This window comes from Rhodococcus sp. NPDC049939, assembly GCF_040656415.1.
Classification (GTDB): Bacteria; Actinomycetota; Actinomycetes; order Mycobacteriales; family Mycobacteriaceae; genus Rhodococcus_F.
On the sequence record NZ_JBFAMC010000001.1, the window covers coordinates 798,701 to 811,684 of the forward strand.

At 64.0% G+C, this 12,984-nt stretch carries 14 protein-coding genes; 11 read left to right on the plus strand and 3 right to left on the minus strand.

Going from position 1 to position 12,984, the window contains the following annotated elements:
- Positions 1–5 precede the first annotated feature (5 nt).
- Entirely contained in the window at positions 6–959 is a 954-nt protein-coding gene (gene dapD, locus AB0I57_RS03520) for a 2,3,4,5-tetrahydropyridine-2,6-dicarboxylate N-succinyltransferase (RefSeq protein WP_358329892.1), read from the minus strand.
- Between the two features lie 235 nt (positions 960–1,194).
- Between dapD and dapE the strand changes: the two genes are divergently transcribed.
- From dapE to AB0I57_RS03570, 10 genes are all read left to right on the plus strand, one after another.
- Entirely contained in the window at positions 1,195–2,271 is a 1,077-nt protein-coding gene (dapE, locus tag AB0I57_RS03525; protein ID WP_358329895.1) for a succinyl-diaminopimelate desuccinylase, read from the plus strand.
- 26 nt (positions 2,272–2,297) lie between these two features.
- Positions 2,298–3,098: a TIGR00730 family Rossman fold protein gene (locus AB0I57_RS03530; protein WP_358329898.1), complete on the plus strand. Its 801-nt coding sequence runs from the start codon at positions 2,298–2,300 to the stop codon at positions 3,096–3,098.
- Complete coding sequence (locus AB0I57_RS03535) at positions 3,092–3,655, plus strand: TIGR00730 family Rossman fold protein (protein WP_358329901.1); 564 nt, start codon at positions 3,092–3,094, stop codon at positions 3,653–3,655. Before AB0I57_RS03530 ends, AB0I57_RS03535 begins: the two co-directional genes overlap by 7 nt.
- Before the next feature lie 83 nt (positions 3,656–3,738).
- Positions 3,739–5,514, plus strand: a complete 1,776-nt coding sequence (locus tag AB0I57_RS03540; protein WP_358329904.1) for a long-chain-acyl-CoA synthetase — start codon at positions 3,739–3,741, stop codon at positions 5,512–5,514.
- 58 nt (positions 5,515–5,572) lie between these two features.
- A complete protein-coding gene (gene folP, locus AB0I57_RS03545; RefSeq protein ID WP_358329907.1) occupies positions 5,573–6,472 on the plus strand; it encodes a dihydropteroate synthase in 900 nt (299 codons plus the stop codon).
- A gap of 29 nt (positions 6,473–6,501) precedes the next feature.
- Complete coding sequence (locus tag AB0I57_RS03550; protein ID WP_358333104.1) at positions 6,502–7,440, plus strand: glucosyl-3-phosphoglycerate synthase; 939 nt, start codon at positions 6,502–6,504, stop codon at positions 7,438–7,440.
- 64 nt (positions 7,441–7,504) lie between these two features.
- Positions 7,505–7,816 carry a DivIVA domain-containing protein gene (locus AB0I57_RS03555; RefSeq protein WP_358329909.1) on the plus strand — a complete coding sequence of 104 codons (312 nt, stop codon included), beginning with the start codon at positions 7,505–7,507 and terminating at the stop codon, positions 7,814–7,816.
- Positions 7,813–8,388 carry a DNA-3-methyladenine glycosylase I gene (locus AB0I57_RS03560; protein WP_358329912.1) on the plus strand — a complete coding sequence of 192 codons (576 nt, stop codon included), beginning with the start codon at positions 7,813–7,815 and terminating at the stop codon, positions 8,386–8,388. Before AB0I57_RS03555 ends, AB0I57_RS03560 begins: the two co-directional genes overlap by 4 nt.
- 147 nt (positions 8,389–8,535) lie before the next feature.
- Positions 8,536–8,703, plus strand: a complete 168-nt coding sequence (locus AB0I57_RS03565; RefSeq protein WP_358333107.1) for a DUF3117 domain-containing protein — start codon at positions 8,536–8,538, stop codon at positions 8,701–8,703.
- Positions 8,704–8,788: 85 nt separating this feature from the next.
- A complete protein-coding gene (locus AB0I57_RS03570; RefSeq protein ID WP_358329915.1) occupies positions 8,789–9,631 on the plus strand; it encodes a putative RNA methyltransferase in 843 nt (280 codons plus the stop codon).
- Between the two features lie 18 nt (positions 9,632–9,649).
- Here AB0I57_RS03570 and glgA read toward each other — a convergent pair whose 3' ends face one another.
- Entirely contained in the window at positions 9,650–10,819 is a 1,170-nt protein-coding gene (gene glgA / locus AB0I57_RS03575; RefSeq protein WP_358329918.1) for a glycogen synthase, read from the minus strand.
- A 123-nt stretch (positions 10,820–10,942) separates the two neighbouring features.
- On the opposite strand from glgA, the gene glgC reads away from it, so the two are divergent.
- Complete coding sequence (glgC, locus tag AB0I57_RS03580) at positions 10,943–12,157, plus strand: glucose-1-phosphate adenylyltransferase (protein WP_358329921.1); 1,215 nt, start codon at positions 10,943–10,945, stop codon at positions 12,155–12,157.
- Between the two features lie 22 nt (positions 12,158–12,179).
- Here glgC and AB0I57_RS03585 read toward each other — a convergent pair whose 3' ends face one another.
- Positions 12,180–12,818, minus strand: a complete 639-nt coding sequence (locus AB0I57_RS03585) for an O-methyltransferase (RefSeq protein WP_358329924.1) — start codon at positions 12,816–12,818, stop codon at positions 12,180–12,182.
- Between the last annotated feature and the right edge of the window lie 166 nt (positions 12,819–12,984).

Below are 12,984 nucleotides of genomic sequence, written 5' to 3' on the forward strand. Positions count from 1 at the left end.
TACGATCAGTCGTTCGCGTGTAGGACTGCGTTGAGTTTCACTCCGGTGCCCTTCGTTGGAACGACTTCGACTGTGCCCGATACGGAGTTGCGGCGCAAGAGCAAATTCGACTGTCCATTGAGTTCTTTGGCTTTGACGACGGTGCCGTCCGGCCCGGTGACTTTGGTTCCCGCTGTCACGTATAGACCGGCTTCGAGAACGCAGTCGTCGCCCAGCGAGATGCCCAGGCCGGAATTGGCGCCGAGGAGGCAACGCTTGCCTATGGAGATCGTCTCCTTACCGCCGCCGGAAAGTGTGCCCATGATGGAGGCGCCGCCGCCTACGTCGGATCCGTCGTCTACGACAACGCCCGCGGAGATCCGGCCCTCGACCATGGACTTGCCGAGCGTGCCCGCGTTGAAGTTGACGAAGCCCTCGTGCATCACCGTGGTGCCGCTCGCCAGGTGGGCGCCGAGGCGCACACGGTCTGCGTCGGCGATACGAACGCCGGACGGCACGACGTAGTCGACCATCCGGGGGAACTTGTCGACGCTGAGCACCGTAACCGCCCCGCGAATACGGAGTCGGGAACGTACTCTTTCGAAGTCTTCGACCGCGCACGGCCCGAAGTTGGTCCACACCACGTTGGGCAATAGTCCGAAAAGTCCGTCGAGGTTGATGGAGTGCGGTTTCACGAGTCGGTGCGAAAGCAGATGTAGACGCAGGTAGGCGTCATGGACATCGACCGGAGGCTCGGACAGGTCGGCGATGGTGGTGCGAACGGCGACCTGGTCCACCTCACGAGCCTCATCGGGGCCGGCGAGCAGTGCCAGATCCGAGGGGATGTCACCACCCTCGATCCGGACGGTGCCGGCGACGTCGAAGCTGCCCAACTCCGGCGCCGGGAACCAACTGTCGAGGACCGTGCCACCGACGGTCACATTGGCGATGCCTACTGCGGATGCTCCCTGTGTACTCACGGCAACACAGGCTACTGTGTCCAGGTAACAGCCGTTTTCCGGCGGTCGTCGTCGATGCGCGAATCGATTCGAGGCCCGGGTGGATGAGGCAGAGTGTGATGGTAGGGGTCGGCACTTCAGACACGCTGGGAAAGGGTTGTGCGGATGGGAATTCCACAGTTCGGTCGATCAGTTCTCGTAGGTCGGATGCCAGGGGTGGCTGACAGCAACCTTCTGGTCGGATCGGATCACGCCGGTGAGTGACCTCGACCTGCGGGCCGACCCCGTGGACCTCACAGCCGCACTGGTGGACATCCCGAGCGTCTCACGCGACGAATCGAGTATCGCCGACGCCGTCGAGTCGGCGTTGCGGGAGCAGACCACCGGATTCGAGATCATCCGCAACGGCAACGCCGTGCTCGCCCGTACCAACCGGGGAATGCCGGGCCGGGTAATGCTGGCCGGGCACCTCGACACCGTACCGATCGCCGACAACGTGCCCTCCCGCCGCGAGGGTGACCTACTCCACGGGTGCGGGACCGTCGACATGAAATCGGGCGATGCGGTGTTCCTGCATCTCGCGGCTACCGTCGAGAACCCTTCGCGCGACCTGACACTGGTGTTCTACGACTGTGAGGAGATCGAAGCCGCTCACAACGGGCTCGGAAGAATAGAACGCGAGATTCCCGAGTGGCTCGAGGCGGATGTCGCGATCCTGGGGGAGCCGACAGGCGGCTTCATCGAGGCCGGATGTCAGGGAACCTTACGTGTCACCTTGACCGCTCGAGGCACACGCGCGCATTCCGCGAGGTCCTGGCTGGGCGACAACGCCATCCATCGATTCGCTCCGGTCCTGCAGCGACTGTCGGAGTACACCGCGCGCTCGGTTGACATAGACGGCTGCGTGTACCGGGAAGGGTTGTCTGCCGTCCGGGTCGCCGGTGGTGTCGCGGGAAACGTCGTTCCGGATGCGGCTCAGATGGATGTCAATTTCCGGTTTGCTCCCGACCGCACTGCTGAGCAGGCAGTCGATCACGTCAAGGGGGTCTTCGCCGGACTCGAATTGGGTTTCGAGGTGACGGACATTTCGCCGGGTGCAATGCCCGGATTGAGTGATCCCGCTGCCGCCGCACTGATCGAAGCAGCGGGCGGACAGTTCCGGGCAAAGTACGGGTGGACGGATGTCTCGCGGTTCTCGGCTCTGGGGATCGCGGCCGTCAACTACGGCCCCGGTGACCCGAATCTGGCTCACAAGCGCGACGAGCACGTCCCCGTCCAGCAAATTACCGACGTGACGACGGTTCTGCGCTCCTACCTGACTGTTCCTACCTGACCGCGCGCACCCGATAGCCTGGGGGCGTGGCACCCGAGAAGTACCCTGGCGTCGGGAAGCCGTCAGCCGTCAAGCACCGGGGACCGGTGCAATTGAGGCGTGCCCGCAAAGACGAGGGAACCACCACCGACCGGCGGTTGCTCAACGAGCGTGATTCGGCCGACTGGGTGCACACCGACCCGTGGCGTGTCTTGCGGATCCAGAGCGAGTTCATCGAGGGTTTCGGTACGCTCGCCGAGGTCCCGCGAGCGGTTGCAGTTTTCGGTTCGGCCCGCACGCAGTTCGACCACCCGGACTATGAAACCGGCAGAGCGCTGGGTGCGAGGCTTGTCGAGGCCGGGTATGCCGTCATCACCGGGGGCGGCGCAGGTGTCATGGAGGCCGCCAACCGCGGTGCCAGCGAATCTGGGGGGTACTCCATCGGCCTGGGCATCGAATTGCCATTCGAGGAGGGGCTCAACGAGTGGGTTGATCTAGGCATCAACTTTCGATACTTCTTCGCTCGCAAGACAATGTTCGTGAAGTACTCACAGGCCTTCATATGTCTGCCAGGCGGGTTCGGGACCCTCGACGAGTTGTTCGAGGCCTTGTGTCTGGTGCAGACGCGTAAGGTCACCCGGTTTCCGATCATCCTGATTGGTGCGGAATTCTGGTCCCCGCTCGTCGACTGGATTCGTGGCACTCTCGAGCGCAGCGGCAAGATCTCGCGGGAGGATGTCGATCTACTGCACGTCACGGACGACGTAGAGGAAGCTGTGCAAATCGTCGTCAAATCCCAGCAAGGTGTCGACGAAGCAATACTGATGGGTACGGAGGACAAGTGGTGAATCCGGAAAATGTATCGCAGCAACCATTTTCGGTGTGTGTCTTCTGTGCGTCCGGGCCGGTCGACGAGTGGTTCCTGGAACTCGCCGGCCAGGTGGGCGCCGAAATAGGCAAGCGCGGTTGGCAACTGGTCTCCGGGGGCGGGAACATCTCGATGATGGGTGCAGTGGCCCGGGCCGGTCGCGCGGCGGGTGCACGGACTATCGGCGTCATCCCGAAGGTTCTGGTGCACTTGGAACTCGCCGACGTCGAAGCCGACGAGCTGGTGGTCACGGACACCCTGCGCGAGCGTGAGCAGATCATGGACGACAGGAGCGACGCCTTCGTCGCGCTTCCCGGCGGCCTCGGCACCCTCGAAGAAATCTTCGAGACGTGGACCGCGGGGTATCTCGGGATACACGAAAAGCCCGTCGTCCTCCTCGATCCACGGGGGCACTACAACGGTCTGCTGAACTGGCTCGACGAACTCCGGGAGCAGCGGTTCGTGTCGCAGCGAGCACTCGACAGGTTGCTCGTCCGGACAGACGTGGGGTCCGCACTCGACGCCTGCGCGCTCTGAGACTTGGGGCATGGTTCGGGACAGACGAAAACAAACATGCAGTACCGTGAGCTGACCCACACAACGGTCCTGAGGGGGATGATATGCGTTCCGAATCCCGTTCGACGGTCAGCCTGATCGATCTCGCCACGCGTTTGCCCGCCGTGATCCCGGAGTTGCCGAGCATGGCGAAAGGGGTCCGAGGATTGATCCGGACTCCCGAAGCGAAGGAGTCGATCGGGCTGGTATTCCAGAAGGCTGCTGCCGCGCATCCGCGACGTACGTTCTTGAGGTTCGAGGGCAAGTCGCTGAGTTACAGGGCAGCGAACATTCGTGTAAATCGCTATGCCCACGTCCTCGCGGAGCGCGGAGTGACGCGGGGGGACGTCGTCGGGGTTCTGGGCAAGAACTCACCGGAGACTCTGCTCATCGCGTTGGCCGTGGTCAAACTCGGCGCCACCGCAGGCATGCTGAATCACAACCAGCGCGGTGCCGTACTCGCACACAGCATTTCGTTGCTCAACGGTAAGATGCTCGTGGTGTCCGAGGAGTGCGGTGAGGCGATGGACTCGCTCGGTGCTCCGCCCGACACGTCCTCGGTGATGTACTACGGCGACCTCGATGGACTCGCCGAGACGGCCCGGATCGACAACCCCGAGGTGTGCGAGCAGATCCAGGCGCGCGAGAGTGCGTTCTACATCTTCACTTCCGGTACCACAGGACTACCCAAGGCCAGCCGGATGAGTCACTACCGGTGGCTCAAGAGTATGTCCGGGATCGGCGGGATGGGCGTCCGGCTGCGGTCCCGCGACGCCCTCTACTGCTGCCTGCCGCTCTATCACAACAACGCACTGACGGTGTCGCTGTCAGCGGTGCTGGGGGCCGGTGCGACGTTCGCGCTGGGCAGGCAGTTCTCGGCGTCCAAGTTCTGGGCGGACGTGGAACTGAACCAGGCGACGGCATTCACCTACATCGGTGAATTGTGCCGCTACCTGCTGAACCAGCCGGAGAGCCCCGACGACCGTCGGAATTCGGTCCGGCTGATGGTCGGCAATGGGCTCCGTCCGGAGATCTGGTCGGAGTTTTCCAGCCGATTCGGGATCTCGCGGGTGGTCGAGTTCTATGGTGCCAGCGAGTGCAACATCGCATTCGTCAATGCCCTCAACGTGGACAAGACAGCGGGGCTCTGCCCGTTGCCACACGCCGTTGTCGAGTACGACGAGGAGGAGGGGGCTCCCAGGCGGCACTCCGATGGCAGGCTTCGGAAGGTGGGGACCGGCGAGGTCGGGTTGCTGCTGGCGAAGGTCACCGACCGGGCTCCGTTCGACGGATACACCGACGCAAATGCTACCGACAAGAAGCTCGTTCACGACGCCTTCGAGGACGGCGACTGCTGGTTCGACACCGGAGATCTGGTTCGCCGCCAGGGATTCATGCATGTCGCGTTCGTCGACAGGCTCGGTGACACTTTCCGTTGGAAGGGGGAGAACGTCGCGACGACAGAGGTCGAGGGTGCCCTTCTCGAACATCCCGCGATCGAGGATGCCGTCGTCTACGGAGTCGAGATTCCAGGGGCCGACGGTCGCGCTGGGATGGCCGCAGTGGTGCTGGACGAGAACGAGACGTTCGACGGCGCCGACGTGGCGGCGCTCCTGTCTCGCCGGCTGCCGTCGTACGCGGTTCCGCTGTTCGTCCGCATCGTCGCCGCGTTGGAACGCACGTCGACATTCAAGAGTCGCAAAGTGGAACTGCGCAGGGAAGGGTACGACATCGCGGACAGCGAGACGTTGTATGTGTTGTCAGGAGGTAGTGAAGGCTACCGGCAGTCTTACGAAGGCTATGTCGACGAGGTAGTGACGGGGTCGCTCCCCAGGGGGTGAAGCGGGGCCGGGCGGTGGCCGAGGAATCGGGGGACCGGCTGCGTGCCAATATTGGGGCATGGCCGAGAGACATGCACCGCCCGGACTCGACTGCCCGTCGTCCACGCTCTGCGGGCGACCTGTGGCGGTCGATCGGGCACTCGTCATGGCCATCGTGAATCGCACACCCGATTCGTTCTACGACCGCGGTGCCACGTTCACCGACTCCGCCGCGATGGCGGCGGTCGAGCAAGCGGTGGATGAAGGGGCGGATCTAGTCGACATCGGGGGTGTGAAGGCAGGACCCGGTGACATCGTCGATTCGGCCGAAGAGACCCGGCGGGTCGTGCCGTTCGTGGCCGCGATTCGTGACCGGTACCCGGAGATGCTCATCAGCGTCGATACGTGGCGCAGCGACGTGGCCCGGCTGGCGCGAGCCGAGGGCGCTGACTTGATCAACGACACGTGGGCGGGTGCCGACCCGGCGCTGGTAGAGGTGGCCGCCGAAACGGGTGCGGGCATCGTTTGCTCGCACACCGGGGGAGCGGCCCCACGGACTCGTCCGTTTCGGGTGAACTACCCCGACGTCGTGGCGGCAGTGGTGCGGGACGTAGTGTCAGCGGCCGAGAATGCGGCCCGCTTGGGAGTGCCCGTCGACTCGATCCTGATCGATCCGACCCATGACTTCGGGAAGAACACTTATCACGGGCTCGAATTGTTGCGTCGAGTGGAAGATCTTGTGAATACGGGATGGCCGGTGCTCATGGCACTGAGTAACAAAGATTTCGTCGGGGAGACTCTGGGTGTAGAACTCGCCGAGCGGTTGGAGGGCACATTGGCAGCGACGGCTATGGCTGCCGCCGGAGGCGCTCGCATCTTCCGGGTGCACGAGGTCGGCCCTACGCGCCGGGTTGTCGACATGGTGGCCGCGATTCAGGGCCGACGACCCCCGGTGCGTACCGTGCGGGGCCTGGCATGACCGGTACGCAAGCGCAAGCGGGTCACACGATGTTGGCTGACGAGCGAACTCCTCTCACCTGGGCGACGGTGAACAGCTGGGATCAGCCTTCCTGGAGCATCGCCGAGCTCGAGCGTGCGAAGGCAGGTCGGACGGTGTCGGTTGTTCTTCCCGCACTCGACGAGGAGGACACAGTCGCGGGGGTGGTAGCCACCATTCATCCCTTACTCGGGGGCCTGGTCGACGAGTTGATCGTGCTCGACTCAGGTTCGACGGATCTGACGGCTGAACGCGCGCGAGCGGCCGGTGCGACCGTGATCAGCAGGGAACAGGCGGTGCCCACGTTCCCGCCGGTAGTGGGCAAAGGAGAGGTGTTGTGGCGATCCGTCGCCGCGTGTACCGGCGATCTGATCGTCTTCGTCGATGCGGATTTGATCAACCCTGATCCGGGGTTCGTCCCCAAGCTTCTCGGACCGCTGCTGACCGCCGACGGTATCCACCTCGTGAAGGGCTACTACCGCCGTCCGCTCCGATTGGGCAGCACCGAGGACGCAAACGGTGGTGGACGTGTCACCGAGCTGGTGGCACGCCCGATGCTGGCATCTTTGCGACCAGAGTTGACCAGCGTGCTGCAGCCTCTGGGCGGCGAGTACGCGGGTACGCGGGAGTTGTTGTCATCGATCCCCTTCGCTCCCGGCTACGGCGTCGAGATCGGACTGCTGCTCGACACGTACCACCGATTGGGGCTCGGCGCGATCGCCCAGGTCAACCTCGGGGTGCGAAAGCACCGCAACCGTCCGCTGTCCGAACTCGGGGTGATGAGCAGGCAGATCATCGGCACGATGATGCGCCGCTGTGGCGTACCGGACTCCGGCGCGGGTCTGACGCAGTTCTCGGTGGACGGCGACTCCTTCGTGCCGATGACGACCGAAGTTGTCTTGGCCGACCGCCCCCCGATGAATACGGTGCTGGACACGGTGCGCCGTTGACCACGATCGGAGTGTGAGCGCCGTGCGCCGACGCCGTGTCGGATGCTCGTGACAGGATCGGGGAATGGTGACAGTTCTTCTCTATCTGTTCGTCATGGCGTTGGTCGGTGCGATGCTGTTTCTCGTCGCCAGTGCGGTGTTCGGTCGATCCGAGGAGCTCGAGCCGCTCCCGCCGGGCACCACGATCACGGTTCTGCCTGCCGAGGGCGTCACCGGTGCCGACGTCGAGGCATTGCGATTCCAGCAGACTTTGCGGGGATACAAGGCAAGCGAGGTCGACTGGGCGTTGTCGCGGCTTGGCCACGAAATCGATTCGCTGCGTGAGCAGTTGGCGGCAATTGCCGACCGTTCCGACGGTCCGGACAGCGCGCCGTGACTGGGCTCGAGGGTCGCGTGCGGTGCGGGTGGGCCGTAGACACCGACGGCTCCAGCCTGTACCGCGACTACCACGACGACGAGTGGGGTCGCCCCCTGCACGGTCGTGACGAGTTGTACGAACGCCTGTGCCTCGAGGCGTTCCAGTCCGGGCTGTCGTGGATCACGATCCTGCGCAAGCGCGCCGCGTTCCGTGCCGCGTTCGCCGGTTTCGACCCGCAGATCGTCGCGAGGTACACGGATGCGGACGTGGAGCGACTGCTCGAAGACACGTCGATCGTGCGGAACCGGGCGAAGATCGAGGCCACGGTGAGTAACGCGCGGGCGGTTCTCGAGTTGTCGGATACCGACCTCGACACCCTTCTGTGGTCGTTTGCTCCGCCGCCGCGCACGCGCAGGCTCGAGACCATTGACGATGTGCCTGCCGTGACCGAGGAGTCCGTCGCGATGGCGAAGGAGTTGAAGCGACGGGGCTTCAAGTTCGTTGGGCCGACCACTGCTTACGCGCTCATGCAGGCGACCGGGATGGTCGACGACCATGTGGCCGACTGCTGGGTGCCGACCTTTCGCTGAATCGCCGTGGACCTGGCTATTCGTGACTCAGGTTACCGGTAGTCCGGTTCATAGGGAAGAATGGACATCACAAGCCTCGCTGCTTTCGGCGGGGTGTCAACATTTGTCGAGGCGCAACTAGCAGCGCAGATCTGGAGGGAGCAGAGGATGGCGGCCATGAAGCCCCGGACCGGGGACGGTCCCCTCGAAGCAACCAAAGAGGGACGAGGAATCGTCATGCGGGTTCCCCTCGAGGGTGGTGGACGTCTGGTTGTCGAACTCACCCCAGAGGAAGCTGCTGCACTCGGTGAAGAGCTCAAGGGTGTCACCGGTTAGTCACGTACTGAAACCTCGTGGGACAGGCCCCGCGCCGACAGCGGCGACGGGGCCTGTCTCTTGTTCAGCCGAGAGGTGAACGTTCGTGCTGTGCGACGTGGTCGACCTGCTGGCGTGCCCTCACTGTCAGGCCAGTCTGGAACTGGACGAGGGTGCGGTCATTTGCGATGCCGGACACAGCTTCGATGTCGCGCGCCAGGGATACGTGAGTTTGATGACCGGGGCAGGCGGCAAGTTCGCCGGCGACAGCCCCCAAATGATCGCGGCACGTGCGGACTTCCTCGGCGGCGGCAGCTTCGACCCCTTGATGGACGCTGTGGCAGACGCCGTGTTGTCGAACACGGGGCCGTTCGAAGATCCTCGGATCATGGAGATCGGTGCGGGCACGGGCCACTACCTGGCGAGGGTGCTCGATGCCGTACCGGCAGGTCGTGGAATCGGTCTCGACGTGTCGAAGTACGCGGCTCGTCGCGTTGCCCGGGCCCATCCTCGTGTGGGAGCGGTGGTGGCGGATGCGTGGCAGCGTCTGCCGGTACGTGACCGGGTACTCAGCCATGTTGTGTGTATATTCGCGCCGCGCAACGCAGACGAGGCGCATCGCATGCTGTCCGAGGATGGCACTTTGGTGGTGCTCACCCCTACGGATCGACACCTGGGTGAGTTGGTGGAACTGCTCGGCATGATCCGCGTAGACGACCGGAAGGTCGAGCGGCTCGGGGCAGCGATGTCCGGTCGATTCGACCGCACCGGCCATGCAACGGTGGAGTATCCGATGTCGTTGTCGCACTCGGACGTGGAGCACCTGGTTGGGATGGGGCCATCCGCGCGGCATCTGAGCCCGGACCGTCTAGCCGAGTCGATCTCGGCGTTGCCGCAACGGTACCCGGTAACGGCTTCGGTTACCGTGTCCACCTACACCCGGCTGTAGTCGGCTCGGAGAGCGCCCTCACCGCCGAGACAGCGCGGCCTGGTAGACGTCGATGGTTTGCTGCGCGATTGCCGGCCAGGAGAAGTCTGTGACCGCCCGCCCGCGCCCGGCTTCGCCCATGGTTGTGGCACCCGCGGCGTCGGAGGTGATTTCGTTGACCGCCTCGGCGAGGGCGAGTTCGAATGCCTCGGGTTCGTAGGGGTCGTAGTGCACCAGACGGCCCGTGACGCCATCCTGTACCACCTCGGGGATGCCGCCTACGTCCGACGCCACGACTGCGGTTTCGCAAGCCATGGCTTCGAGGTTTACGATACCAAGCGGTTCGTATACCGACGGGCAAACGAAAACGGTTGCAGCGGAAAGGAGTTCTCGGACTTGCTCGGTAGGTAGCATTTCTCGGACCCAGAAGACGTTGCCGCGATGTGTGGCGAGAGCGGCGACCGCACTCTCGGTCTCGGCGGCGATCTCGGGAGTATCGGGGGCGCCCGCGCACAGGACCAACTGGATGTCGGTCGAGAAGTGGTGTGCGGCGGCTATCAGGTGGCCGACGCCCTTTTGCCGGGTAATGCGCCCGACGAACGCAACGACCGGTCTGTCTGGATCGACGCCGATCCTCGCCAGGGCGGACTGCTCCGAGGTGGCGGCCCCAGGGTGCCAGACAGATGTGTCGATTCCGTTGTGCACCACGTGAACTCTGCACGGATCGATGAACGGATACGCATCGAGGACATCGAGTCGCATTCCCTCGCTCACTGCGATCACAGCGTCGGCGTGTTCCATCGCGTTGCGTTCCGACCATGACGAGATGCGGTAGCCGCCCCCGAGTTGTTCGGCTTTCCAGGGTCTGCGCGGTTCGAGGGAATGTGCGGTGAGTACGTGGGGCACGTCGTAGAGCGCGGCAGCCAGGTGACCGGCCAAGCCGGAGTACCAGGTGTGGGAGTGCACCACGTCGGCGCCGACTGCTGCGTCGGCCATGCGTAATTCGGCGGAAAGCGTCGTCAGTGCTGGATTGGCACTTGCAAGCGCGGGATCCGGTTCGTGTACCGCCGCATCGGTGCGCGGAACACCCATGCAGTGCACGTCCACTTCGCAGAGTTGCTTCAACTGCGCAACCAGTTCGGTGACGTGCACACCCGCACCACCGTAGATTTCCGGTGGATACTCCTTGGTCATCATTGCCACCCGCACTCGCCCAACGTTACCGCTAGGGCTGTTTCACGGCACCGTTCGCGAAACCGCGTGGGGCTGCGGATTGGCACCGACTCGGTGCGCACTGTGGCGAGGGGAGTGGTCGCCGGATAAGTTGACACTGTGAGGAGCCAGCCACATGTGCTCGGAATCGTGCTCGCCGGAGGCGAGGGCAAACGGCTCTATCCGCTGACGGCGGACAGAGCGAAGCCCGCGGTGCCCTTCGGAGGCGCTTACCGGTTGATCGATTTCGTGCTCAGCAATTTGGTCAATGCGGGGTATCTCCGCCTGTGCGTTCTGACCCAGTACAAGTCGCACTCGTTGGACCGCCACATTTCTCAGACTTGGCGCCTGTCGGGGTTCGCCGGGGAGTACATCACCCCCGTCCCTGCGCAGCAACGACTCGGACCGCGCTGGTACACCGGCAGCGCGGACGCGATCCTTCAGTCGCTGAATCTCGTCTATGACGAGGATCCCGAGTACATCGTCGTGTTCGGTGCCGACCACGTGTACCGGATGGACCCTGAGCAAATGGTTCAGCACCACATCGATTCGGGTGCCGGAGTGACGGTGGCGGGCATTCGCGTACCGCGCAGCGAGGCGTTCGCGTTCGGGTGCATCGACGCCGACGAGTCGGGCCGTATCGTCCAGTTCCTCGAGAAGCCGGCCCATCCGCCGGGCACCCCGGATGACCCGAATGCGACGTTTGCGTCAATGGGTAACTACGTGTTCACCACCAAGGTGCTCGTCGATGCGATCAGGGCCGACTCCGAGAACTCGGACTCCGACCACGATATGGGCGGCGACATAATTCCTGCGCTCGTCGAGGCGGGGGTCGCGTCGGTATACGACTTCAAGGACAACGTGGTCCCCGGTGCCACCGATCGCGACCGTGGGTACTGGCGCGATGTTGGAACGATCGACGCGTTCTACGATGCCCACATGGACCTCGTCTCGGTCCACCCGGTCTTCAACCTGTACAACCGTCGTTGGCCGATCCGCGGTGCAACCGAGAACCTGGCGCCCGCCAAGTTCGTGAAGGGCGGACTCGCTCAGGAATCGGTGGTCGGTTCGGGGTGCATCCTTTCCGCGGCGACCGTCCGCAACTCGGTGCTCAGTTCCAATGTCATGGTCGACGATGGCGCGACCGTCGAGGGCAGCGTCCTCATGCCGGGCGTTCGGATTGGCAAGGGCGCGGTGGTGCGCCGCGCAATTCTCGACAAGAACGTGGTCGTCGGCGACGGTGAGATCATCGGCGTCGATCTGGAGCGTGACAAGCAACGCTTCGCCATCAGCACCGGTGGTGTGGTCGCCATCGGCAAGGGTGTGTGGATCTAGTTCTCCGAACGTCGTCGCCCGCTCAGAGCTTGGACGCGCAGAGCAAACCGTCGCCGATCGGCAGGAATACACGAATCAGCTGTTCGTTCCCAGCTAGAGCCTTGGCGGCCTCTCGGACTGCGACTGTCGTGGCATCCCGCATGCTCGGATCCACCACGCGACCGCCGTGCAGCGCGTTGTGGAGGACGATGACGCCACCAGGGCGCAGCAGTCTCACTCCTTCGCGCACGTAGTGCGGGTGGTCGGCGGGCATGCCGTCGGCGAAGACGAGGTCGTACGCTTCGTCGGCGAGCCGAGGCAAGACATCGAGCGCCCGGCCGTTGATGAGCCGAGTTCGGGCCGGGGCGATGTCGTTGATCCGGAACGATTGTTTCGCCGTCCGATGATGCTCTGGTTCGCTGTCGATGGTGGTGAGGACGCCGTCCTCGCGCATACCGCGCAGCAGCCACAAGCTGCTCACGCCGGCGCCGGTCCCGATCTCGACCACGGTCCTGGCGTCGAGCATGCGGGCGAACAAGGCGAGAGCAGCTCCGACCGCGGGAGGTACCGGCGCGGCGCCGAGCTCGTCCGCCCGCTCCCTGGCCGCACCGAGGGCCTTGTCTTCACCGACAGCACCTTCGGCGTGGGTGAGTATCCGTTCGGCGTTAGTCTGCACGCTCATGAGGCTATCGGGTCTCGTGATCACGTTCGCGAGGCGCGCTGGACGATAATCGCGCTCGACGATAATGCGGTTTCCACTTTGCCGGAATTCTCAGGAGTATCTCAGCTTGCTCACACGGCACGCATATCGGAATGGGACAGAGTGGGTCCACGCCAGATCAGCAGAC